A 22,269-nucleotide genomic window follows, 5' to 3' on the forward strand; every position below is an offset into this window, starting at 1 on the left:
TCAATCAGTCAATCGGAACCGGACCCCGCGTGAGCTACCGCCTGAAGAAGACAGTCGTCCTGGTGGGGATGATGGGATCCGGCAAGACGTCGGTCGGGCGCGAACTGGCGCGCGCGCTGGAGGCAGAATTCGTCGATTCCGACGAGGAAATCGTGCGCGCCTCCTCCTACGAGATCCCTGAACTCTTCTCCCGCTTCGGCGAGGTGTATTTCCGCGAGAAGGAGACCCAGGTCATCCTGCGGCTGCTGAAGGGCGAACCGCGGATCCTGTCCACGGGCGGCGGGGCCTGGATGAACCATGCCAACCGCATCAACATCACCCGGCTGGGGCTGGCGGTCTGGCTGAAGGCCGAGACGAACCTTCTCTGGGCGCGCGTCAAGGGCAAGAGCGGCCGGCCGCTTCTGGCGACGGACAATCCCTACCAGACGCTGCGCGAACTCTGCGACAGCCGCAACCCCGTCTATGCGCGGGCGCCCGTGCATGTGGCGGCGTTTTCCAGCCACAGCGTCGCCGACACGGTGCGGCGGGTCATCGACGAATTGTCCAAACGCAACGACATCCTGGAGGAAACGGGTGAGCGAACCGGCTGAGCGGGTCCATGTGGCCCTGGAGGAGCGCGCCTATGACGTGGTGATCGGGCAGGGGCTGATCGCCGCGGCGGGGGACTACCTGGGACCGCTGCTGTCCAAGAAGCGCGCGGTGATCGTCACCGACAGCACCGTCGCGGCGCATCACCTGCGCCCGCTGCAGGCGGCGCTCGCGCAGGCGGGCATCGACAGCGCCGCGCTGGAGCTGCCCGCCGGGGAGGCCACCAAGTGCTGGGCCCGGCTCGAGGAAGTCTGCGACTGGCTCCTGGCGCAGAAGGTCGAACGGCGCGACGTGGTGATCGCCCTCGGCGGCGGGGTGATCGGCGACCTGGCCGGGTTTGCCGCCGCGATCCTGCGCCGCGGCGTGCGCTTCGTGCAGATTCCGACCTCGCTCCTGGCGCAGGTCGACAGTTCGGTCGGCGGCAAGACCGGGATCAACACCGCCCATGGCAAGAACCTGATCGGCGCCTTCCACCAGCCCGCGCTGGTGCTGGCCGATACCGGCATCCTGGACACGCTGCCGCCGCGCGACCTGCTGGCGGGCTATGGCGAGGTGGTCAAGTACGGGCTGCTGGGCGATGCGGCCTTCTTCGAGTGGCTGGAGGCCAACGGCCCGGCCCTGGCGGCGGGCGATGCGGCCGCGCGCCGTCACGCGGTGCGCCGGTCGGTCGAGATGAAGGCCGGGATCGTCGCCCGCGACGAGACGGAGCAGGGCGAGCGCGCGCTGCTGAACCTGGGCCATACCTTCTGCCATGCGCTGGAGGCGGCGACCGGCTATTCCGGCCGCCTGTTGCATGGCGAAGGCGTGGCGATCGGCTGCGCGCTGGCCTTCGAGCTGTCCGCGCGGCTGGGCCTGTGTCCGCAGGAGGATCCCTCGCGCGTGCGCGCGCATCTTCACGCGATGGGCATGAAGACCGATCTTCGCGACATTCCGGGCGACCTGCCGGGCGCGGAGGCGCTGATCGGGCTGATGGCGCAGGACAAGAAGGTGCAGGACGGACAGCTGCGGTTCATCCTCGCGCGCGGCATCGGGCAGGCTTTCGTCACCTCGGACGTGCCTGCCGAGGCGCTGCGCGGCCTGCTGCAGGAGGCGCTTGCCGCCTGAGACGGGCGACGGGTCGCGGACGGGGCGGATCAGCCGCCCCAGCCGCCGCCCTGCCGCGCCGCCGGATCGCGCCGCGCCCCGGTTTCGGCATCGAAGACATGGCAGGCATTGGGCGGCACCACGATGCGGATGCGGTCGCCCGGCCGGGCCTCGAACTCCCGGGGGGCGCGCGCGGTGACCATCGCCCCGCCGGCCTCGACCAGCACCATGACGCAATCGCCCAGCGGCTCCAGCTCGTAGAGCGGCGCGGAGATCTCGCAGCCGGTGAAGCCCATGTGTTCCGAAAGCACCTGCGCCTCTTCGGCGCGGAACCCCAGGATCACCTCGCCGTCATCGGCCGCCAGTCCCTCGATCTGGACATCCTCGCCGCGGAACACGCCGCCGCGGATGCGCCCGCGCATCAGGTTCATCGCCGGGCTGCCCACGAACCCCGCCACGAAGGCGCAGCCGGGCCGTTCATACAGCTCGCGCGGCGTGCCGACCTGCACGATCTGTCCCTTGCGCATCACCACGATCCGGTCGGCCAGGGTCATCGCCTCGGCCTGGTCATGGGTGACGTAGATCGTCGTCACGCCGAGGTCGCGGGTCAGGTGGCGGATATGGGCGCGCGTCGACAGCCGAAGCTTGTGGTCGAGATTCGACAGCGGCTCGTCCATCAGGAAGACCCGCGGCTGCCGCACGATGGCCCGCGCCAGCGCCACGCGCTGCTTCTGCCCGCCCGACAGGGCCGAGGGGCGCTTGGCCAGCTGGTCCGAAAGGCCGACCCGCTCCGCCGCCTCGCGCACCAGCGCCTCCTGCGCGCCGCGGGCCATCTTGCGCATCTTCAGCGGAAAGCGGATGTTCTCGAAGACCGTCAGGTTGGGATAGAGCGCATAGCTCTGGAACACCATCGCGACGTCGCGATCGGCGGGGGGCGTGCGTCCCATGTCGGTCCCGTCGAACAGGACCCGGCCCGAGGTCACGTCGTCCAGCCCGGCGATCATCCGCATCGTCGTGCTCTTGCCGCAGCCCGAGGGCCCCAGCAGAACCAGGAATTCCCCTTCTTCGGCAACCAGGTCGACGGGTCCCACCGCCTGGAAATCGCCGAAGCGCTTCGTGACTTGCTGCAGCTCCACGCGCGCCATATGGTCCTCCGATGCGCTGTCCTCCAGCTGTCCCCTAGCCGGAAAACCGGGCAGCGTCATCCCCCTGCCGGTGCCGCGACAGGCACTTGCCGCAACGGCGTACCGCCACGGAGAGACCCATGACACAGACAGACTGGATCGCGCTGGATGCCTCGCAGCCGCAGGCGCTGGCCTGGCAGATGCGCGAGGACCGCGCCGAGGGACCCGGCCTTCCGGTCGGGGCGGAGGATCTGGCCGGGCTGGCCGGGGACGGGGGGCTGATCCTCGCCTGCGGGCTGCTGCAGGGCATCGCCGCGCCGCCGGCGCCGCGCACGGTCCCGGCGCCGCCGCTGCCCGGCCGGATCGCCGTGCAGGACTGGCAGGCGGCGCGGCTGGCCTGCGTGCCGGGTCTGCGCGGCGAGGGCCCGGCCCTGATGACCGGCGCAGAGACCCGCGTCGCGGGGTTCCTGGCGCTCAATCCCGGATGGGACGGCGTGATCTGCCTGCCCGCCGAGGAAACCCACTGGGTCCATGTCTCGGCCGGGGAGGTGGTCAGCTTCGTCTCGGCGCTTGCCGGACCGCTGGACCGGCTGGCCGCGCAGAGCGCGCCGGGCCCCTGGGACGAGGCGCTGTTCCTGGAAGCGATGGAGCGCACCCGCAGCCGCCCCGAGACGCTGATGGCGGGGCTGGCGCGCATCCGCGCGGCCGAACGGCTGGGCGAGGCGGCGCCGGGGGCCGGGCGCGCGCAGATCCTGGGGCTGCGCATCGGGGCCGACATGGCCGCGGCCCGCGCCTGGTGGCTGGGCCAGCCGGTCGCGGTGATCGCCCCGCGCGATGCCGCCGGCCCCTGGAATGCCGCCTTTGCCGCGCAGGGCGTGCCCGCGATCCAGGCGGATGCGATGGCGATGACCCTGGCCGGGCTGGCCGGGGCGCGGGCCCGCCTGGGCTGAGCCGCGCCGCCTGCGGGGGCTTGATCCCGGCCGCCGGCCGGGCCAGACCGGCAGCGGAGCACAGATGCGGAGCAAGACAGATGATGGCAGCCCTGACCCCCGGTCTCTACCCGTTCGGCCATCGCCCCGACGGGCGCGAGGTGAAGCGGATCGTGATCTCTGACGGCCGCCTGGGCGCGGCGATCCTGACGCAGGGCGCGATCCTGCAGGATGTGCGCCTGGCGGGGGTCGATCACGGGCTGGCCATCGGCACCGACACGCTGGAGCCGTATCTCTCGGCGATGCGCTCCTGCGGGTCGCTGATCGGACCGGTCATCAACCGCATCTCGGGCGGGGCCACGGAGATCGGCGGGCAGAGGGTCGAATTCGAACGCAACCAGGATGGCCGCCATACCCGGCATTCCGGCGAGGCGGGCACGCAGAACGCGCTGTGGCAGATCGCCGAGCGCGACGATGTCTCGGTGACGCTGGAGCTGAACCTGCCCGATGGCGCGGGCGGCTTTCCCGGCAACCGTGCGGTGGCGGCGCGCTATGCGCTGGTGGCCGAGGGCGTGCTGGAGATGCGGGTGGCGGTGACGACCGACCGCGACACGATCGTCAATTTCGCCAATCACGGCTACTGGAACCTCGATGGCAGCGACACCTATGACGGCCATCACCTGCAGGTCGCGGCCGACCGCGCCTGCGTCATGGGGCCGGATTCGCTGGTCACCGGGGAGATCGAGCCGGTCGCGGGCGGGCCGCTGGATTTCCGCGCGGGGCGGGTGCTGCATCCGGGGCGGGACCCGCGGCTGGATGTCAATCTGTGCCTGGCCGACCAGCGCCGTGCGCTGACCGAGATCCTGACGCTGACCGGGCGCTCGGGCGTGTCGATGACCGTCTCGACCACCGAGCCGGGGGTGCAGCTCTACGACGCGGCGAATTTCGCCGATGGCGGCGCGCCGGGCCATGACGGGCGGGCCAATCCTGCATTCTGCGGATTGGCGATCGAGCCGCAGGGCTGGCCGGATGCCTGCAACCACCCGCATTTCCCCTCGATCCGTCTCGCTGCCGGGCGCTCGGTCGAACAGGTCACGCAATGGCGTTTCGAGGGGCCGTGACGGCGATGCGGCAGCTTCCGGATTGACCGGGCGCCGCGGGGCATGCGACGGCTCGGGCATGTTGCGCGAACGCATCATCCTGGGCCCGGATTGCGTGGCCGAAGGCGCGGCCTGGCTGGCGGCGCAGGAGCCGCGTTTCGCCCATGCGCTGGAGCTGACCGGAACGCTGCCGCTCCGGCTGCGCCGCGACGGGTTCGAGGCGCTGCTGTCGGCCATCGTGTCCCAGCAGGTCTCGGTCGCGGCGGCCGCTGCGATCTGGACCCGGCTGAAGGCGGCGCGCCTGACCGGCCCGCGCAAGATCCTGGGCGCCAGCGAGGAGGAGCTGCGCGGCTGCGGCCTGTCGCGCCAGAAGATCCGCTATGCCCGCGAACTGGCGGCGGCGCGGATCCGCTATGGCGACCTGCGCGAGGTCCCGGCCGAGGAGGTGATCGCCACGCTGGTCGCGGTGCCCGGCATCGGCCGCTGGACCGCCGAGATCTACGCGATGTTCTCGCTGGGGCGCGCGGATGTGTTCGCCCCGGGGGACCTGGCGCTGCAGGAGGCGGCGCGGCTGCTGTTCGATCTGGAGGCGCGGCCGGGCGAACGGGTCTTGCGCGATATGGCCGCAGGCTGGAGCCCCTGGCGCGCGGTTGCGGCGCGGCTGCTGTGGGCCTACTACCGGGTGGCGAAGGACCGCGAGGGCATCAGATGACACGCAGGCTGAACACGGGCCGGGCAGAGCCGAAATCGGGCGAGACGAAGAACGTCGTCGTCTTCGTGCATGGCTACGGCGCCAACGGGGCCGATCTGCTGGGCCTGTCGCAGCCGCTGGCCGAGTATCTGCCCGATACACTGTTCCTGGCGCCCGATGCGCCCGAGCCCTGTGCCGGGGCGCCCATGGGATTCCAGTGGTTCCCGCTTCCCTGGCTGGACGGATCCAGCGAGGAAGCGTCGCGCGCCTCCATGGAGCAGGCCGTGGCCGACCTCGATGCCCTGCTGGACGAGGTGCTTCAAGAAACCGGTGTAAGACCCGAGGATATATTCCTTTTCGGTTTCTCCCAGGGCACGATGCTGAGCCTGCATCTTGCGCCGCGCCGCAAGGCGGAGATCGGCGGCGTCGTGGGATTTTCCGGACGGCTGCTGGCGCCGGAACGGCTGGCGGCAGAGGCGGCGACCACGCCTCCGGTGATCCTGATCCACGGCGATGCCGATCCGGTCGTCCCGCATGCCTCTCTGACAGAGGCCGGCGATGCCCTGTCGGCGGCGGGGTTCCGGGTCTATGCCCATACGATGCGCGGCACCGGGCATGGCATCGATCCCGACGGGCTGAGCGTGGCGCTGGCCTTCCTGCGCGACCGGATGGGACTGGCCTCCGGGGACTGACGGTCCCGCTGTCACGGCTTTTTCATGTAGCGGGTTTAAAACCCTCGGCAGGCACACCGCATTTTGCGGGGCTTGTGCCGTTGCAAACACGATATATAGTCGAAGCAGACTAGGGCGGGAGGGCCCGCTCTGGTGCCGCGAAGGGCAGACAGGGCGAGGACACTTCACCCATGCAGGCAGACTTCAGGACGGCATTCGTCCGCGAACCCAACAGTCTCAGGCATCATCCGGCACTGGTGCTGAACGCCGATTACCGGCCGCTTTCCTATTATCCGCTGTCACTCTGGCCCTGGCAGGAGGCGGTGAAGGCGGCCTTTCTCGACAGGGTCAACATCATCGCCGAATACGACCATGTCGTGCGCAGCCCCAGCCTGGAGATACGAATACCCTCGGTCGTGGTGCTCAAGGAATTCGTCAAACCCCAGAAGCGCGTGGCCTTCACGCGCTTCAATTTGTTTCTGAGGGACGAATTCTGCTGCCAGTATTGCGGGGCGAAGGGCGACCTGACCTTCGACCATGTCGTGCCGCGCGCCCGCGGCGGGATCACCAGCTGGGAAAACGTCGTTGCCGCCTGCGGCAAGTGCAACCTGCGCAAGGGGTCCAAGACGCTGAAACAGGTGGGGTTCCGCCTGCAGAAGCCGCCGCGGCGTCCCTCCTCGGAAGAGATGCGCAACATGGGCCGCCGCTTCCCGCCGAACTTCCTCCATGACAGCTGGGTCGACTACCTTTACTGGGATGCAGAACTGGAAAGCTGAATAACCGTACTTTCAATGCCCTGCATGAGGGTTTTCAGGTGCAACCGCCGGGGGCGGCGGGCTAGTCCTCCAGAAGCGGCTCATAGCGGGCATCGGTCAGCGTCCGCAGGAAGGCGACGATCGCGTCGATGCGCTGATCGTCCAGGGCGGGCCCGGAGGTCAGTTCGGTCATGGACAGGGTTTCGGGCACCGGTGCCGGACCGAAGGGCGCCCCGGTTTCGGGATTTATCAGCCGGTCGGGATCGCGGGTATTGTACCGGTTGTAGAACAGGACCACCGTGCGCAGATCCTCGAAGACGCCGTTATGCATGTAAGGACCGGTGACCGCAACATTGCGCAGCGACGGGGTCTTGAACTTGCCCCGCTCGGCCGGATCGGCGACCAGCGGATTGGCGAACAGCCCCTCGTCCACCAGATCCGGCGCGATGCCGTTCAGCCCGCGCAGCCGCGTGTTCCGCGGCGTGCCGATATTGTGGTATTCGTAACTGGTGAAGGTCTCGCGCGGGTCCATCTCCGAGCGGCCCAGCTGGTGGCACTGGTTGCAATTGGTGAATTGCTGCGAGAAGAACAGGATCCGGCCCAGTTCCTCCTCGCGGGTCAGCTCGGCCTCGCCGCGCAGGTAGCGGTCGTACCTGCTGTCGAAAGACGCGAAATCCGGGCCCGCCTCATAAGCCGCCAGCGCCTCGGTCATGGCGCGATATCCGGTTTCGGCGTCCTCCAGGACATCCGCGCCGAAAAGCCGCGCGAAGGCCGAGACGTAATCCGGATCCGCCCGCAGCCGCGCGACCACCGCGGCCTCGTCCGGCATGCCCATCTCGGCCGGGTTCAGCGGCGGCATTCCGGCCTGCGCGGCCAGCCCCCCGGCGCGTCCGTCCCAGAACTGCCCGCCCGCATAGCGGCCGTCCTCGCGGCGGTGGAAATCGGGCGTGAGAACGGCATAGCCGATCGACGGGGCGTTGCGGTCGCCCAGGCTGATCCCGTCATCCCCCGGCGAGGCCGCGCCGCGCGGATCGGAAAACCCCGCTTCCGGCATGTGGCAGCTGGCGCAGGATTGCGTGCGATTGGCCGAAAGGGCGGTCTCGAAGAACAGCGCCCGGCCCAGATCGACAAGGCTGTCCGGCCCCTGGGCGGCAGCGGGGCACAGCCCGGACAGGGTCAGCAGGGCGGTCAGGAAAAGGCGGCGCATGAGAAGATCCGGCGGCGTTTCCCGAGCATAACAATCGGACTTTCGCGCCGCAACCGCGACGCGGTCTCAGACGGCATCGGAAAGCGCGGCCGCGGCGCTGCGCCCGGCATCGCTGAGCCCGTAGACCCCGCGGGAGACCCGGTCGAACCAGCCATAGTGATTGGCCGCCATGATCGCGGTGGCCGCCGGCACGCCTGCCGCGCGCGCCGCCACCGCCCCCTGCAGCGCGCCCTGCTGAAGCAGAAGCCGCGCCAGACGTTCGCAATCCTGCCGGTAGGCGGTGACGATGGCCCCGCGACGCCCGCCGGTATTGGGATCCCCCGCGCGCCGGGCGAATTCGCGCAGCAGCCGGTCGCGTTTCTTCGGCACCTTGCGCGGCACGAAGGGGCCGGGATCGCAAAGCGGTTCGACGAACCCGTCGGCCAGCCGCACCGACAGCACCCCCAGACCCAGCCGCCGCGCGAGCCCCAGATTGTCGCGGAAGGCCCGGGAGGTGCTGCGCGGCACGGCGAGATAGACGGCGTCGGTGACGGCCTGGCGCGCGATCCCCTGGTGGAACAGGGCCAGGGAAAACCCGGTCTTCATCTCCACCACCACGGGCGGCTCGTCGCCGCGGCAGGCGACGATATCGGCGCCCGCCACCTCGGATTTCACCTCGTATCCCTGGGATTCGAGGAAGGCCTTGAGCGGGGCATAGAGGTCGGTTTCGCGGCAGCGGGTCATGGCGCGACCCTAGGGCGGATCGGCGGCGGAGGGAATCCCCCGCCGCCGCCGGCCGTCATTCCGCCGCGCGCATCCGGCGGGCCGCTTCCGCCTCCGCCTGGCCGGTATCCCACAGGATCTCGGGCGCCGCCTGGCGCCGGGCGCGGCGGCGCAGCAGCCAGTCCTCGGCCGCGCGGCTGCGCCGCCCGCCGGACCAGCGTTCGATCCAGCGCAGGAAGGCCATGGCATAGGTTCCCGCCCAGACCCGCGCCGCCAGCATGGCCGGGGTGAAGACCAGGGTCAGCGCCGTGGCCACGCCCAGCCCGAAGACCACCGCCGTCGCCAGCTGTTTCCACCACAGCGCGGTGGGACTGTCGATCGTGGCCCCGCCGCCCACGAAATCCAGGCTAAGTCCGAACATCATCGGCATCAGCCCCGCCATGGTCGTCAGCGTGGTCAGCAGGACCGGACGGATGCGGGCCTCGGCGGTGCGGATGATCGCCTCGATCCGCGGCATGTAGCGGCTGTATTCCTGATAGGTGTCGATCAGGACGATGTTGTTGTTCACCACGATCCCCGCCAGCGCCACCACGCCGGTGCCGGTCATGATGAAGCTGAAGGGCTGCTGCATGACCAGCATGCCGATCAGCACGCCGGCCGTCGACAGCACCACCGCCAGAAGCACCAGCACCGAATTGTACAGGCTGTTGAACTGCGCCAGCAGGATGATGAACATCAGAAACAGCGCCGCGATGAAGGCCTTGCCCAGGAAATCCGCGGTCTCCTGCTGTTCCTCCTGGTCGCCGGTCCATTCCCATCCGACCCCGGGGGGCAGAGGATTGTCGGCCAGCCATTCGGTCAGCCGCGCGATGCGTTCATTGGCGGTGACGGGCTGGCCCGCCTCGTTGGTCAGCCCGGGCAGGATGTCGGCCTTGACGTCGTAGAACCGTTTCTGGTCGATCCGGTCGATCTGGGCCAGTTTCGCCACCGGGCGGATGGTGATGAAATTCGACAGCGGCACCAGCCCCTCGGGGGTGCGCAGCTTCAGCGTGTCGAGCGTCGACAGCCGCCGGTATTCCTCCGGCAGGCGGGTGCGGATCTCGATCTCCTCGTCGGAACTGTCGACCCGCATCGTGCCCTGCAGGATGCCGCGCGTGACCAGCTGCACCATGCCGCCCACGGTGGCCACATCCGCGCCGAACCGCCCGGCCGCCTCGACATCGACATCGATTTCCCAGTCGATGCCGGGCAGGGGCAGCGTGTCCTCGATGGCGGTCAGCCCGCCGATCTGCTCCATCCTGGCGCGCGCCAGATGCGCGGCCTCCTCCAGCGCGGCGAAATCCTGGCCCATCAGGCGCAGATGCACCGGCTTGCCGTCGGCGGGGCCCTGCGACAGTTCGGTCACCTCGGCATAGATGCCGGGGATCTCCGCCAGCGCCGTCTCGATCCGTGCCAGGACGGCATTGCCGTCATAGAAGGGATCGGAGACGCGTTGCAGCAGGATGCGCTGCCACCAGGGTCCGTCGAAGGGCAGGGTCGGGCGGTCATCCCAGGCGAGGGTCTCGAACTGGACCTGGCCGATGGCGTCGCGCGGTCCCTCGCCGCCGCCGGTATTGGAATTCAGCCCGCCCGTCCCGGCGAAGGAAAAGGCCGTGGCCACGCCCTCGGTGCCCAGCACGACCTGTTCGACCCGGCCCACCAGCGCGTCCTTCTCGGCCACGGACAGGTTGCCGCGGGCGCGGACATAGACGATGGCCTGTTCGGGCTCGGTCTCCACGAAGAATTCCGCGCCGTAGTTCTTCTGCCCGTAGGTGACGAAAACCGCGGCAACGAAGCCTGCCACGACGGCGATCGCGACAAGCGGCATGACCGGATTGCCCGCGATCGCGGCGATGGCCTTTCCGAAGAGGCTGCGGCGATAGCCCGCCTGAAGCCGGTCCTCGCGCGCCGGGCCGCGCAGCGCCCCCGCCGCCACGGAAGTGGCCGACAGCCCCGCCACGAACATCACGGCCGACAGGATGGGCACGCCGCCGGGGATCAGGAGGCCGCGGAACCCGGCAAAGGCCAGTGCCATGGCCGCGGCCAGAATCGCCAGCCGCGCCGCGAAAGGCAGCGCGCGCAGCGTGTCCGAGGCGTGAGCAAAGCTGCGGTTCAGCCGCCCGGCGACCCCGCCCATCACCGGCAGGTAGACCAGCGCCACGATCAGCGAGGCCGATAGCACGAAGATCAGCGTCACGGGCAGCATTCCCATGAACTCCCCCGCCACGCCCGGCCAGAACAGCATCGGCAGGAAGGCGCAGAGCGTCGTCGCGGTGGAGGAGACGATGGGCCAGAACATCCGCTTGGCGCCCTCGACATAGGCGCGCATCGGCCCCTGGCCCTGGTCGATGCGGGATTCGGCGTATTCCACCACCACGATGGCGCCGTCCACCAGCATCCCCACCGCGAGGATCAGCCCGAACATGACGATGTTGGAGATCGTCACGCCCATGATCGCCAGGAAGACGAAGCACAGAAGGAAGGAGGTCGGGATGGCGAAGCCCACCAGCAGCGCGGGCCGCCCGCCCAGCGAGGCCAGCACCACGATCATCACCAGCGCGATGGCCGTCAGCACCGATCCCTCCAGCTGGGAAATCATCGAGGCGACGGTATGGCTCTGGTCGTTGGAGATCTCGGCCCGCACCGCGTCGCGCAGTTCCGGCGGCCAGGTCGCTGTTTCCTCGGTCAGCAGGCGGCGGATATCGGCGGCGGTGTCGATCAGGTTGTAGCCCTTGCGCTTGACCACCTGCAGCGCGACGGTCTTCTCGCCGTCGAAACGCGCCGTCCCCTCGCGATCCTCGAAGGTCAGGCGGATATCGGCCAGGTCGGACAGGGTCACGACGCGGTCGCCATTGGTCTTGACCGGCAGGTCGAACAGGTCGCGGCTCTCGTCGAAGGAAGAGGGGATCTTGACCGAGAAGGCGCCGGTCTCGGACTGGATCTCGCCCGCGGCGATCAGCTGGTTGTTGTTCTGCACCACGTCGATCAGCTCGGCGGCGGTGACGTTGTAGGCCTCCAGGCGGATCGGGTCGATCACCACCTCGACCATCTCGTCGCGCGATCCCGCCAGCACGGCCTCCAGAACCGCGTCCTGCGATTCCAGCCGGTCCTGCAGCCCCTTGGCCAGCCGGATCAGCGTGCGTTCCGGGACCTGCCCGGTCAGGGACACGACGAGGATGGGGAATTCCGAGAAATTGATCTCGTTGATCGAATACTGTTCCGCCCCGTCGGGGAAATCGGCGGAGGCATTGGACATCGCGTCGCGGACATCGGCCATGACCGCCGTCTTGTCCCAGCCGAATTCGAATTCCAGCGCGACGCCCGCATAATTCTCGGCCGCGGTGCCCTGCATGGATTTCAGCCCGTCGATATCCGACAGCTCGGTCTCCATCGGCCGCACCAGCAGTTTCTCGCTGTCGGCGGCCGAGATGCCGGGAAAGGGCACCGAGACGAAGAGCATCGGGATCTCGATATCCGGCTCGCCCTCCTTGGGCAGGGTGACATAGCAATAGGCCCCCGCCGCCAGCGACAGCGCGATGAAGGCCACGATCATGCGTGCCCGCGCGGCCGCCCAGTCGATCAGGCCGCTCACGCGCCATCCTCCGGGCGATGGGCGGTCACGGCGACCCCGTCGGTGACGTATTCCTGGCCCAGGGTGATGATCTCGGCGGTCTCGGGCAGGCCCGTGACCAGCATGCCCTCGGCCGTGTCGCGCAGGATCTTCACGGCGACGAACCGCGCGCGGCTCTCGGCATCGACCACGCGCACGCCCATCGTGCCGTCATCATCCAGCGTCAGCGCCGATTGCGGGATCAGATGCGCGCTGGCGCCCTCGGCCTCGATGGCGATCTCGGCCGTCTGCCCGTCGCGGACCGAGAAATCGGGATTGGCCACCTGGATATCCACGCGGAAGGTGCGGGTCGTGGCATCGGCGGAGCGCGACACGAAGGTCACGATCCCCTCGCGCAGCCGCCCGTCGGCCAGGCGCGCCCGGGCGGGGGCGCCGGTGGCGACCTGCTGCACCTGGGTTTCGGGCAGGAATCCCACCAGCCGCACCGGGTCCAGCCGGATCACCGTGGCACAGGCGGCGCCGGACTGAAGCAGGCTGCCCAGTTCGGCGCTGTCGGTTTCCAGGAGCCCCGAGAAGGGGGCGGTGATGGTCAGCCGCGCGATCTCGGTCTCGGCCCGCGTCACGGCGGCCCGGGCGGATTCAAGCGAGGCCCGCGCGGCGACGGCCTGGGTCTCGGAGGTGTATCCCCCCTTGGAGAGGCGCTGCGCGGCGGTATCGGCGATCTCGGCTTCGGCCAGCGCGGCGCGGGCCTCCTGCAGGTCGGCCGGACGGGTGCCGGGATCGACCTCGCAGATCACCTGGCCCGCCTCGACGAAACTGCCCTTGGACAGCGGTTCCGAGATGACGAGGCCCGAGACCTGGGACATCACCTCCACCTGGCGGTCGGCCTCGGTGCGTCCGCGCAGCACGACGGTATTGTCCACCGTCTGCGCGCGGCTTTCGACGGCGATCACGTCGATGGCGGCCTGGCCCGCCTCGTCCTCGCTCGGGGGGGCGGCAGGGGCGGGGGCGGCCGCCCCGGAGGGCGACGGCGGCGCCTGGCCGCTCACGATTGCGCGAAGCGCGTCGCGTTCGAAGACCAGCGCATAGAGCACGACCGCCACGATCAGCGCGGTCAGGACTGGCAGAAGCCTCATGTATTCTTCCCCCGATGCCCGTTCCTGAGGGCCGCAGCGCCGGTCCCGCGGCGGGACTGAACGATGTGGTTCAGTTTACGCCCTGCATCGCGACGCTTCAAGAGACCGCGGCAAAACCGTTTGGCCGGGCTTGGCATTTTTCGGCATTTGGCTGTAAGACGGCGCAGAACGAACGGGAGAGACCTGTGAGCAGTCCAGACAGTTTCCTTGATGAGGTCGCCGAAGAGGTCCGTCGCGACCGGCTTTACCGCCTGGCCCGCCGCTATGGCTGGATCCTTGCCGTCGCGGTGGTGGCCGGCGTCGGCGGCGTCGCCTGGTGGGACTGGCAGAAATCCCGGGTCGAGCTGTCGGCTCAGGGATTCGGCGACGCGCTGCTGGCGGGGCTGTCCTCGGAGGATCCGCAGGTGCGGGCCACCGCCGTTTCGGAAATCGCGGCGACCGGCGACCAGGTGGCGCTGCGCGACTTGACCGCGGCGGGGGATGTCGCGCTTCAGGACGGGCAGGCGGCGACCGAAATGCTGCAGGCGCTGATCGGCAATGACGAGGTGAGCCAGATCTATCGCGACGTCGCGCGGCTGAAGATCGTGCAGCTGCCCGACAACCGCCTGACCACGGATCAGCGGCTGGAGGTGCTGGAGCCGCTCCTGGTGCCGGGCCATGCCTTCCGGCTGAGCGCGCTGGAACTGCGCGCCATGATCCGCATCGAACGCAACGAAGCCGAGCTGGCGCTGGCCGACCTGGCCGAGATCCGCGATGCCGCAGATGCCACGCCCGGCCAGCGCCAGCGCGCCACGCAGATGACCGTCGCGCTTGGCGGCGGGACGGAGGCGTCGTGACGGGGATGGGCCGGACCGTGACCGAGACCATGCGCCGACCCGCCGGGCGGGCCGTGATGGCGGGGCTGCTGCTGTCGGTCGCCCTGGCGGGATGCGCACGCAAGGAGGATGTCCTTCCCGGCGAACGCTTCGGCCTGCGCGACCTCGACGAGGCGCAGGCCATGCTGGGCACTGCCAGCGACCAGGCGCCCGCCGCCCCCGGGCCGCAGCCGCCGCGGGTCATCCCGCAGGCCGGGTATGCCGTGATCGGCGAGGCCCGCGCGATTTCGCTTCCGGCGGCGCGCAACATCGCCGACTGGCCGCAATCGGGTCAGAATGCGGGTCACGACATGCCCCATGTCCAGCTGGGCCGTGGCGCGCCGACCCAGGTCTGGGCCACCTCCATCGGGCAGGGCAGCTCGAAGCGCCAGCGCCTGAGCGCGGCGCCGGTCGCCGCAGGCGGGCGGATCTTCACGCTCGACAGCGCGGGCACGGTCAGTGCCGTGGGCACGAATGGCACCGTGCTGTGGAGCCGCTCGCTTGTGCCCCAGGGCGAACGCGCGGGCGCCGTAGTCGGCGGCGGGCTGGCGGTCGAGGGCGGCACGCTTCTGGTCACCACCGGCTACGGGCGGCTGCATGCGCTGTCGGCCGCGACCGGCGACCAGGCCTGGATGCAGGATTTCGGGGCCGCCACCACCGCGGCGCCGATGGTCAATGGCGGGCTGGTCTATGTCACCTCGCGCGACGGGTTCGGCTCGGCCGTGGATCTGGAGAACGGCCGCATCCTGTGGCAGATCGAGGGCAGCGCCGCCCCGGCCTCGGTGCTGGGCGACGGCATTCCGGCCCTGGCGGGAAATGCGGTGATCTTCCCCTTCGGCAGTGGCGAGATGACCTCGGTCCTGCGCCAGGCGGGGATCAGCCTGTGGTCGGGATCGCTTGCGGGCACCCGCACGGGGCGGTCCTACGGCGCGGTCTCGGAAGTGCCCGGCAGCCCGCTGGTCGATGGCGGCACGGTCTATGCCGCGACCGAGGCCGGGCGGCTCGCCGCGATCGACGCCGCCTCGGGGTCGCGCCTGTGGACCTCGCTCGAAGGCGCCTCCGGCGCGGTGGCGCTGGGGGGCGGCTCGCTGTTCCTGGTCTCCGACGAGGGCCGTCTGCTGCGCGTTTCCGCCTCTGACGGGGAAACCGTCTGGGAGGCCACGCTGCCGCTGTTCGAGGCCGAGAAGGTCAAGCGGCGCAAGGAGGTCTTCGTCCATTACGGGCCGATCCTGGCGGGCGGGCGGCTGATCCTGGCCTCTTCCGACGGGCTGCTGCGCGAGATCGATCCGGCCTCGGGGACGCTGCTGCGCAGCACCCAGCTGGGCGCGCCCGCCGCGGCGGCGCCGATCGTGGCGAATGGCACCCTCTACATCCTGACCGCCGACGGCACGCTTCGCGCTTTCCGTTGACGGCGGAATGCGCTAAGCACGGCGCCTGATCTTCCAGGAGGGCCAAAGGTGTTCAAGCTCGCCATCGTCGGCCGCCCCAATGTGGGCAAGTCGACCCTGTTCAACCGCCTTGTCGGCCGGCGCCTGGCGCTGGTCGACGACCAGCCGGGGGTGACGCGCGATCTGCGCGAGGGCGAGGCGCGCCTGGGCGACCTGAAATTCACCGTGATCGACACGGCCGGTCTGGAAGACGCCACCGATGACAGCCTGCAGGGGCGGATGCGGCGGCTGACCGAACGCGCCGTGGACATGGCCGATGCGTGTCTCTTCATGATCGATGCCCGCGCGGGCGTCACCGCCAATGACCAGCTTTTCGCCGAGATCCTGCGCCGCCGGGCCAAGACCGTGATCCTCGCCGCCAACAAGGCCGAGGGCGCGGCAGGATCGGCGGGCGCGCTGGAAGCCTACGGGCTGGGCCTGGGCGAGCCGCTGCAGCTCTCGGGCGAGCATGGCGAGGGCATGTCGGAACTCTATTCCGCGCTGCTGCCGCTGGTGGACGGCCATGCCGAGGAAATCGCCGCCGCCGAGCTGGCCGCGCTGGAGAGCGCGCCCGATATCGATATCGACATCTCCGACGAGGATGGCGAGGACTTCCCCGAATACGACCCGAAAAAGCCGCTTCAGGTCGCCGTCGTGGGCCGTCCCAATGCCGGGAAGTCGACGCTGATCAACCAGCTCCTGGGCGAGGACCGGCTGCTGACCGGACCCGAGGCCGGGATCACCCGCGATTCGATCTCGGTGCAGGTGGACTGGGACGGGCGGCCGGTGCGGATCTTCGATACCGCGGGGATGCGCAAGAAGGCCAAGATCCAGGACAAGGTGGAAAAGCTGTCGGTCTCCGACGGGCTGCGCGCCGTGCGCTTCGCCGAGGTTGTCGTGGTGCTTCTGGACGTGGAGATCCCCTTCGAGCAGCAGGACCTGCGCATCGCCGACCTGGCCGAGCGCGAGGGCCGCGCGGTCGTCGTGGGCATCAACAAGTGGGATCTCGAGGATCACCGCCAGGAAAAGCTGGCCGAGCTGAAGACCGCCTTCGAACGGCTGCTGCCGCAGCTCAGGGGGGCGCCGCTGGTGACGCTCTCGGCGAAGACGGGCCGCGGCATGGACCGGCTGCGCGAGGCGATCGAACGCGCCCATGTCACCTGGAACCGCCGCATCCCGACCGCCCAGCTGAACCGCTGGCTGGGCGCGATGCTGGAGGCGCATCCGCCGCCCGCGCCGGGCGGCCGCCGGATCAAGCTGCGCTACATGACCCAGGCCAAGACGCGGCCGCCCGGTTTCGTGGTGATGTGCAGCCATCCCGACAAGCTGCCCGATGCGTATAAACGCTATCTGGTCAACGGGCTGCGCCAGGATTTCGACATGCCCGGGACGCCGATCCGGCTGTGGTTCCGCGGCCAGGGCGACAGCAACCCCTACAAGGGGCGCAAGAAATCGACGCCGTCGCGGCTGAACAAGCACCTGCGCAAATAGCGCCGTCCCGCCCCGGGCCTGACCCGGGGCCTCCTCTTTTCCGGGGTGCGTTAACCACGCCTTCACGCGCCCCGGGCTTTCCTGTCGCCATCTCAGCACGGCAGGGAGGACCGGCGGATGGCGCGGACAGGACAGCTCTATCTTCACGAGGCCATGGAATACGTGGTCCTGCGGGCGGGCCGTCCGCTGCCCAGCGGGCGGATCGCCGCGGAGATCAACGACCAGGCGCTTTTCACCCGCGCGCGCGCCGGATCGGCGCCCCTTCAATGGTGGCAGATCGAGATCGAGGCCCGGAAATTCCCGATGAAATTCAGGCTGGAGGGCCGCGATGTCTGTCTCGCGGCCCGCTCCACCCGGGGGGAACCGCGGATCGCGATGACCCGCAGCGGCTGAGACCGGGGGCGGCTCAGCCCTTGCGCGCGGCCTGCCAGGCGCGCGGATCGTCGAGGAACTCCTTCACCCCTGCCAGCGTCCCGGCGCCGAAGCTGCCGGAGGCCTCGGCCTCGGCGAAGACATCCCACCAGGTGCACAGCGCGGTGAGCTGCACGCCGTGATCGCCCAGGGTGCGGTCGATTTCCGGGAAGATGCCGTAGGAAAAGATAACCGAGGTATGCGCGCAGCTGGCGCCGGTCTCGCGGATCGCGTCGACGAAGCTCAGCTTCGAGCCGCCATCGGTGGTCAGATCCTCCACCAGCAGCACCCGCTGCCCCTCGGCCATCGCGCCTTCGATCCGGGCATTGCGGCCATAGCCCTTGGGCTTCTTGCGCACATAGCTCATCGGCAGGGCCAGCCGCTCGGCGATGAAGGCCGCGAAAGGAATGCCCGCGGTCTCGCCGCCCGCGACATTGTCGAAGGCCTCGAACCCGGCCTCGCGCATCGTCTTGCAGGCGAGGAAATCCATCAGCGTGGAGCGGATCCGCGGATAGCTGATCAGCTTGCGGCAGTCGATATAGGTCGGCGAGGGCAGGCCGGAGGCCAGGGTGAACGGGTCCTCGGGGCGGAAATCCACCGCGCCGATCTCCAGCAGCGCGCGCGCCGTCAGGCGGGCCATCTCTTCGTTCGAGGGGAAGGCGGTGGGGATCATCGGGCGGCTCCTGGCTGAAAACTCGGGCGTCTCTAGACCATTCCGCCCGCCCGGGGAAGCCCTGCCGGAGCCGCCGCAAGGGCAGGGCGGCCCGTCGCGGAAGAGGCCAATTCGCGGCCTGATCCCCCGGGCCGAGGGATCGTCACGACCCCGGACCCGGTGCCGGTGCGGCCATCCGGGCTGACGCCGCAAATTTGTTCCGGCCCCGCCGTGCTGGCGGGGCCGCGCGGGGTTCAGTCCTCGACGTGCCAGTACAGCGGGAAGCCCGGATCGAAGACGGTCACGGGACCGCCCTCGGTCTCGATCGCCGCCGGATACGCCACCGGCGCGCCCTTGCGCAGGGTGATCGTCTCCTCGTTCGGGGGCAGGCGGTAGAATTTCGGCCCGTTGACCGAGGCGAATCCTTCCAGCTTGTCCAGAGCGCCTGCCGCCTCGAAGACCTGCGCCAGGCAGGACATGGTGTTCGTGGCCGAGAAGACGCCCGCGCAGCCGCAGGCGCTTTCCTTGTCCTTCGTCAGGTGCGGCGCGCTGTCCGTGCCGAGGAAGAAGCGCGGATCGCCCGAGGTCGCGGCCGCCACCAGCGCGTCGCGATGGGTCGCGCGCTTGGCCACCGGCAGGCAGTAGTAATGCGGCTTGATTCCGCCCACGAGGATGTGGTTGCGGTCGATGATCAGGTGATGCGTGGTGATCGTAGCACCCAGATTGCCATCCGATCCGGTGACATACTGGACCGCATCCGAGGTGGTGATGTGCTCCATCACCACGCGCAGTTCCGGGATGTCCCGGCGCAGCGGATCCAGCACGGTGTCGATGAACACCGCCTCGCGGTCGAAGATGTCGATCGCGGGATCCGTGACCTCGCCATGGCAGCACAGCGGAATGCCCACCTGCGCCATCGTCTCCAGCACGCGGCGCACCTTGGTCAGATCGCGCACCCCCGAGGCGGAATTGGTCGTCGCCCCCGCGGGATACAGCTTCACCGCGGTGATCAGCCCGATCTCGGCGGCGGCGCGGATGTCGCGCGGCTCGGTCGTCTCGGTCAGGTAGAGCGTCATCAGCGGGCGGAATTTCGATCCGTCCGGTTTCGCCGCCAGGATGCGGTCGCGATATTCGGCGGCATCGGCGGGGGTGACCACCGGCGGCACGAGATTCGGCATGATGATCGCGCGCCCGAAATGGCGCGTGGTCTCGGGCAGGACGGCCTTCAGCATCGCGCCGTCGCGCAGATGCAGGTGCCAGTCGTCGGGGCGGCGGAGCGTGAGGGTCTCGGTCATGGGCTGCTCTTAGCGGGGTGCGCGGGGTTAGGGAAGGGGCTGCACATTCCGCAGGCAGCCGACCTTTCCCGGCCCTGCGGCGAGATGCGCGACTGTTGTCACCGCGCGCGGAACGGCTAGGGTGAGCCCGGACCAAGACAGGATGCCCATGCTCGACCGGACCGCCCCGGGCCATGCCCAGATTTCCGCCCAGCCGCGGCGCCAGCGCGTCGATGCGCGCGCCGCGGCGGGCTTCGCTCTGCGCGACGGCCGCACCGTGCTGCAGCGGCTGCGCCAGCAGGGCTCGGCCAAGGCGATGCTGCCGCGCGTGCATCGCCCCGAGCCGGAGCTGGTCTTCCTCAACACGGCCGGGGGGCTGACCGGCGGCGACCGGATCGGCTTCGATCTCGACCTGGCGCCGGGGACGCATGTTGTCGCCACGACCCAGACCGCCGAACGCGCCTATGCCAGCCTGCCCGAGACTGGACCGGCCGCGATGACCGTGCGGATCACGGCCGGGGCGGGCGCGCGGATCGACTGGCTGCCGCAGGAGACGATCCTGTTCGAGCGCGCCGCGCTGCATCGCCGGACGGAGATCGACCTGGCCGGCGACGCGGCATGCCTGTGGTGCGAATCCGTCGTGCTGGGCCGCGAGGCGATGGGCGAGACCTTGCAGACCCTCGATTTCCGCGACACCCGCGTGATCCGCCGCGACGGCGTGCCGGTCATGGCCGAGCCGCTGCGCCTGACCGGCGCGACGCTGGCGCGGCGCGAGGCGGCTTCGGGGCTGGGCGGCGCGCGGGCGCTGGCCACGATCGCGCTGATCGCCCCCGATGCGCCCGACCTGCTGGGCCGGGTGCTGCCGCTTTGCGCCACTGCCGGCGTCACCGCCTCCGCGTCGGGCTGGGACGGGCGGCTGGTAATCCGCGGCCTCGCGGCCAAGCCCTTCGCGCTGCGCCGCTGGATGGCCGCGGTGCTTGACGAATTGCGGGGCCGCCCCTTGCCCCGCGTCTGGACGATCTGAGCAAAGGACCAAGCGACATGAACCTGACCCCCCGCGAGAAGGACAAGCTGCTGGTCAGCCTCGCCGCCATGGTCGCCCGCAACCGGCTGGAGCGCGGCGTGAAGCTGAACCATCCCGAGGCGATCGCGCTGATCACCGATTTCGTGGTGGAGGGCGCGCGCGACGGCCGGTCCGTGGCCGACCTGATGGAGGCCGGCGCCCATGTGGTCACCGCCGCGCAATGCATGGAGGGCATCGCCGGGATGATCCATGACGTGCAGGTGGAGGCGACCTTTCCCGACGGCACCAAGCTGGTGACGGTGCATCACCCGATCCGCTGACCGCGCACGCCGCGCACAGGGAATGCCGCCGAAATGACGGGTCCGCCCCGGTTTTGGCTATTCTTCGGGCAGGACGGCGTTTAGGCTGTCCGCGCGATGCTCCGCACTGGAAGCCGTCGGGGGATCGCGGAAGGTTAGATCCGGCCGGGCGGCCCGCACATGCCGCCCGCCGGTTTCCGGAACGCCGCCCGATGCTTGCGGGATGAGTGTCTCCGGATCGGAACGCGCCGCGGGCGCAAGGGCGTGACCCGGTCCGGCTGCGGCCGGAGGGCAGATAACGGAGAGCTCCGCATGATTCCAGGAGAAGTGATGACCGCCGGGGGCGACATCACCCTCAACGAGGGCGCCGAGGCAATCGAACTGGAGGTCGCCAATTCCGGCGACCGCCCGGTGCAGGTCGGCAGCCACTATCATTTCGCAGAAACCAATGCGGCGCTGGTCTTCGACCGGGACGCCGCGCGCGGCAGGCGGCTGGATATCGCCGCGGGCACTGCGGTGCGCTTCGAGCCGGGGCAAAGCCGGATGGTGACGCTGGTGCCGCTTTCCGGCGCACGCCGGGTCTTCGGGTTCAACCAGGCCGTGATGGGGGACCTCGACTGATGATCGTCAATATGTGCTCTGGCAAAACCACCAATCCGGGAGTCTGGGGAGAGATGCAGAAAAGCTTCGAGATGCCGATGGAGATGTGGCGCAGCGGAATGGAGCTGTGGTTCCGCACGGCCGAGGCGCAGATGGAAATCGCCATGCGGATGATGACCGCCTGCAATGCCTTCGATATCGGGCTGGCCGCGACGCGCCATGCCGCGCGCGGCACCGGCGCGGCGGCCGCAGCCCCCGCCGCCGCGACATCGGCCGCGACATCGGCCGGGGCACCATCCGGGGCGGAGGAGGAAAAGCCGAGGCTGCGCGCCGTGTCACCCGCCGCATCGGAGCCGACGCCAAGCGCCGCGCCCGCGCCGCGCAAGCGCGCTGCCGCGAAACCGGCGCCGCCGCGGCCCGCAGCTGCCAAGGCCGCCCCGGCAAAGCCTGCGGAAACCGCCAAGGCCCCCGCCGCGTCCGCCAAGCCCGAAGCGGCCCCCGCCGCGCCCGTCAAGGCGGCCGAACCCGATGCACCCGCCAAAGTGCCGGCGGCGCGCACGAAACCGGCCGCCGCCGGTGCCGCGGCACCGGCCACGCGTCGGCGCAGCGCCAAACCCGCCGCCGGGAGCGCAGACGGGGCC

Annotated in this window: 22 protein-coding genes; 14 read left to right on the forward strand and 8 right to left on the reverse strand. The window is 69.9% G+C overall.

Annotated features, from left to right (window positions below):
* Positions 1–29: 29 nt before the first annotated feature.
* Positions 30–590: a shikimate kinase gene (locus tag ICN82_RS09800; protein ID WP_193182130.1), complete on the forward strand. Its 561-nt coding sequence runs from the start codon at positions 30–32 to the stop codon at positions 588–590.
* Positions 574–1,692, forward strand: coding sequence for a 3-dehydroquinate synthase (gene aroB, locus ICN82_RS09805; protein WP_330998984.1), 1,119 nt, complete (start codon positions 574–576; stop codon positions 1,690–1,692). The genes ICN82_RS09800 and aroB overlap by 17 nt, the downstream gene beginning before the upstream one ends.
* Before the next feature lie 29 nt (positions 1,693–1,721).
* Here aroB and ICN82_RS09810 read toward each other — a convergent pair whose 3' ends face one another.
* Positions 1,722–2,816 carry an ABC transporter ATP-binding protein gene (locus tag ICN82_RS09810; protein WP_193182134.1) on the reverse strand — a complete coding sequence of 365 codons (1,095 nt, stop codon included), beginning with the start codon at positions 2,814–2,816 and terminating at the stop codon, positions 1,722–1,724.
* A 119-nt stretch (positions 2,817–2,935) separates the two neighbouring features.
* Here ICN82_RS09810 and ICN82_RS09815 point away from each other — a divergent pair, with 119 nt between their 5' ends.
* From ICN82_RS09815 to ICN82_RS09835, 5 genes are all read left to right on the forward strand, one after another.
* Positions 2,936–3,745 (forward strand): 2-dehydro-3-deoxygalactonokinase, encoded by an 810-nt coding sequence (locus ICN82_RS09815; RefSeq protein WP_193182136.1) that lies wholly within the window; start codon positions 2,936–2,938, stop codon positions 3,743–3,745.
* Between the two features lie 83 nt (positions 3,746–3,828).
* Complete coding sequence (locus ICN82_RS09820) at positions 3,829–4,845, forward strand: aldose epimerase family protein (protein WP_193182138.1); 1,017 nt, start codon at positions 3,829–3,831, stop codon at positions 4,843–4,845.
* A 58-nt stretch (positions 4,846–4,903) separates the two neighbouring features.
* Positions 4,904–5,536 carry a DNA-3-methyladenine glycosylase family protein gene (locus ICN82_RS09825; protein ID WP_193182140.1) on the forward strand — a complete coding sequence of 211 codons (633 nt, stop codon included), beginning with the start codon at positions 4,904–4,906 and terminating at the stop codon, positions 5,534–5,536.
* The gene (locus tag ICN82_RS09830; protein WP_193182142.1) at positions 5,533–6,207 is read left to right on the forward strand and encodes an alpha/beta hydrolase; all 675 of its coding nucleotides are present in this window, start codon (positions 5,533–5,535) and stop codon (positions 6,205–6,207) included. Before ICN82_RS09825 ends, ICN82_RS09830 begins: the two co-directional genes overlap by 4 nt.
* A gap of 170 nt (positions 6,208–6,377) precedes the next feature.
* On the forward strand, positions 6,378–6,962 hold the full coding sequence (locus ICN82_RS09835) for an HNH endonuclease (RefSeq protein WP_193182143.1): 585 nt from the start codon (positions 6,378–6,380) through the stop codon (positions 6,960–6,962).
* Positions 6,963–7,023: 61 nt separating this feature from the next.
* Here the strand turns inward: ICN82_RS09835 and ICN82_RS09840 are convergent, their stop codons facing one another.
* The 4 genes from ICN82_RS09840 to ICN82_RS09855 form a co-directional block, all read right to left on the reverse strand.
* Positions 7,024–8,148, reverse strand: a complete 1,125-nt coding sequence (locus tag ICN82_RS09840) for a cytochrome-c peroxidase (RefSeq protein ID WP_193182145.1) — start codon at positions 8,146–8,148, stop codon at positions 7,024–7,026.
* 66 nt (positions 8,149–8,214) lie between these two features.
* Positions 8,215–8,871: a DUF2161 domain-containing phosphodiesterase gene (locus tag ICN82_RS09845; RefSeq protein ID WP_193182147.1), complete on the reverse strand. Its 657-nt coding sequence runs from the start codon at positions 8,869–8,871 to the stop codon at positions 8,215–8,217.
* A gap of 55 nt (positions 8,872–8,926) precedes the next feature.
* On the reverse strand, positions 8,927–12,481 hold the full coding sequence (locus ICN82_RS09850; RefSeq protein ID WP_193182149.1) for an efflux RND transporter permease subunit: 3,555 nt from the start codon (positions 12,479–12,481) through the stop codon (positions 8,927–8,929).
* The gene (locus tag ICN82_RS09855) at positions 12,478–13,596 is read right to left on the reverse strand and encodes an efflux RND transporter periplasmic adaptor subunit (RefSeq protein WP_193182151.1); all 1,119 of its coding nucleotides are present in this window, start codon (positions 13,594–13,596) and stop codon (positions 12,478–12,480) included. Before ICN82_RS09855 ends, ICN82_RS09850 begins: the two co-directional genes overlap by 4 nt.
* A gap of 185 nt (positions 13,597–13,781) precedes the next feature.
* On the opposite strand from ICN82_RS09855, the gene ICN82_RS09860 reads away from it, so the two are divergent.
* From ICN82_RS09860 to ICN82_RS09875, 4 genes are all read left to right on the forward strand, one after another.
* A complete protein-coding gene (locus ICN82_RS09860) occupies positions 13,782–14,432 on the forward strand; it encodes a hypothetical protein (protein WP_193182154.1) in 651 nt (216 codons plus the stop codon).
* Positions 14,433–14,437: 5 nt separating this feature from the next.
* A complete protein-coding gene (locus ICN82_RS09865) occupies positions 14,438–15,859 on the forward strand; it encodes an outer membrane protein assembly factor BamB family protein (RefSeq protein WP_226898410.1) in 1,422 nt (473 codons plus the stop codon).
* 48 nt (positions 15,860–15,907) lie between these two features.
* Positions 15,908–17,368, forward strand: a complete 1,461-nt coding sequence (gene der / locus ICN82_RS09870; protein WP_193182158.1) for a ribosome biogenesis GTPase Der — start codon at positions 15,908–15,910, stop codon at positions 17,366–17,368.
* A gap of 117 nt (positions 17,369–17,485) precedes the next feature.
* Positions 17,486–17,761 (forward strand): hypothetical protein, encoded by a 276-nt coding sequence (locus ICN82_RS09875; protein WP_193182160.1) that lies wholly within the window; start codon positions 17,486–17,488, stop codon positions 17,759–17,761.
* 13 nt (positions 17,762–17,774) lie between these two features.
* Here the strand turns inward: ICN82_RS09875 and ICN82_RS09880 are convergent, their stop codons facing one another.
* Together ICN82_RS09880 and pyrC are read right to left on the reverse strand one after the other, a co-directional pair.
* Positions 17,775–18,452 carry an orotate phosphoribosyltransferase gene (locus ICN82_RS09880; protein WP_193182162.1) on the reverse strand — a complete coding sequence of 226 codons (678 nt, stop codon included), beginning with the start codon at positions 18,450–18,452 and terminating at the stop codon, positions 17,775–17,777.
* 233 nt (positions 18,453–18,685) lie between these two features.
* Positions 18,686–19,726, reverse strand: a complete 1,041-nt coding sequence (gene pyrC / locus ICN82_RS09885) for a dihydroorotase (RefSeq protein WP_193182164.1) — start codon at positions 19,724–19,726, stop codon at positions 18,686–18,688.
* A 148-nt stretch (positions 19,727–19,874) separates the two neighbouring features.
* On the opposite strand from pyrC, the gene ICN82_RS09890 reads away from it, so the two are divergent.
* The 3 genes from ICN82_RS09890 (at position 19,875) to ICN82_RS09900 (ending at position 21,649) form a co-directional block, all read left to right on the forward strand.
* On the forward strand, positions 19,875–20,729 hold the full coding sequence (locus tag ICN82_RS09890; RefSeq protein ID WP_226898403.1) for an urease accessory protein UreD: 855 nt from the start codon (positions 19,875–19,877) through the stop codon (positions 20,727–20,729).
* Between the two features lie 17 nt (positions 20,730–20,746).
* Positions 20,747–21,049 carry an urease subunit gamma gene (locus ICN82_RS09895; protein ID WP_193182166.1) on the forward strand — a complete coding sequence of 101 codons (303 nt, stop codon included), beginning with the start codon at positions 20,747–20,749 and terminating at the stop codon, positions 21,047–21,049.
* A gap of 291 nt (positions 21,050–21,340) precedes the next feature.
* Positions 21,341–21,649, forward strand: a complete 309-nt coding sequence (locus ICN82_RS09900; RefSeq protein ID WP_193182174.1) for an urease subunit beta — start codon at positions 21,341–21,343, stop codon at positions 21,647–21,649.
* On the opposite strand, the gene ICN82_RS09905 is transcribed toward ICN82_RS09900, so the two are convergent.
* The coding region (locus ICN82_RS09905; protein ID WP_226898404.1) for a hypothetical protein at positions 21,618–22,269 on the reverse strand (652 nt) is incomplete at its 5' end. The genes ICN82_RS09900 and ICN82_RS09905 overlap by 32 nt on opposite strands.

Source organism: Mangrovicoccus algicola, assembly GCF_014903745.1.
GTDB lineage: Bacteria > Pseudomonadota > Alphaproteobacteria > Rhodobacterales > Rhodobacteraceae > Mangrovicoccus > Mangrovicoccus algicola.

Excerpts from the sequence above, each read along its gene's own strand:
- ICN82_RS09810 (WP_193182134.1), bottom strand. The coding sequence starts at position 2,816 with ATGGCGCGCGTGGAGCTGCAGCAAGTCACGAAGCGCTTCGGCGATTTC.
- ICN82_RS09830 (WP_193182142.1), top strand. The coding sequence starts at position 5,533 with ATGACACGCAGGCTGAACACGGGCCGGGCAGAGCCGAAATCGGGCGAG.
- ICN82_RS09895 (WP_193182166.1), top strand. The coding sequence starts at position 20,747 with ATGAACCTGACCCCCCGCGAGAAGGACAAGCTGCTGGTCAGCCTCGCC.
- ICN82_RS09835 (WP_193182143.1), top strand. The coding sequence starts at position 6,378 with ATGCAGGCAGACTTCAGGACGGCATTCGTCCGCGAACCCAACAGTCTC.
- ICN82_RS09845 (WP_193182147.1), bottom strand. The coding sequence starts at position 8,871 with ATGACCCGCTGCCGCGAAACCGACCTCTATGCCCCGCTCAAGGCCTTC.
- ICN82_RS09865 (WP_226898410.1), top strand. The coding sequence starts at position 14,438 with ATGGGCCGGACCGTGACCGAGACCATGCGCCGACCCGCCGGGCGGGCC.
- ICN82_RS09880 (WP_193182162.1), bottom strand. The coding sequence starts at position 18,452 with ATGATCCCCACCGCCTTCCCCTCGAACGAAGAGATGGCCCGCCTGACG.
- ICN82_RS09875 (WP_193182160.1), top strand. The coding sequence starts at position 17,486 with ATGGCGCGGACAGGACAGCTCTATCTTCACGAGGCCATGGAATACGTG.
- ICN82_RS09825 (WP_193182140.1), top strand. The coding sequence starts at position 4,904 with ATGTTGCGCGAACGCATCATCCTGGGCCCGGATTGCGTGGCCGAAGGC.
- ICN82_RS09840 (WP_193182145.1), bottom strand. The coding sequence starts at position 8,148 with ATGCGCCGCCTTTTCCTGACCGCCCTGCTGACCCTGTCCGGGCTGTGC.
- ICN82_RS09890 (WP_226898403.1), top strand. The coding sequence starts at position 19,875 with ATGCTCGACCGGACCGCCCCGGGCCATGCCCAGATTTCCGCCCAGCCG.
- pyrC (WP_193182164.1), bottom strand. The coding sequence starts at position 19,726 with ATGACCGAGACCCTCACGCTCCGCCGCCCCGACGACTGGCACCTGCAT.
- ICN82_RS09820 (WP_193182138.1), top strand. The coding sequence starts at position 3,829 with ATGGCAGCCCTGACCCCCGGTCTCTACCCGTTCGGCCATCGCCCCGAC.
- ICN82_RS09855 (WP_193182151.1), bottom strand. The coding sequence starts at position 13,596 with ATGAGGCTTCTGCCAGTCCTGACCGCGCTGATCGTGGCGGTCGTGCTC.
- ICN82_RS09900 (WP_193182174.1), top strand. The coding sequence starts at position 21,341 with ATGATTCCAGGAGAAGTGATGACCGCCGGGGGCGACATCACCCTCAAC.
- ICN82_RS09815 (WP_193182136.1), top strand. The coding sequence starts at position 2,936 with ATGACACAGACAGACTGGATCGCGCTGGATGCCTCGCAGCCGCAGGCG.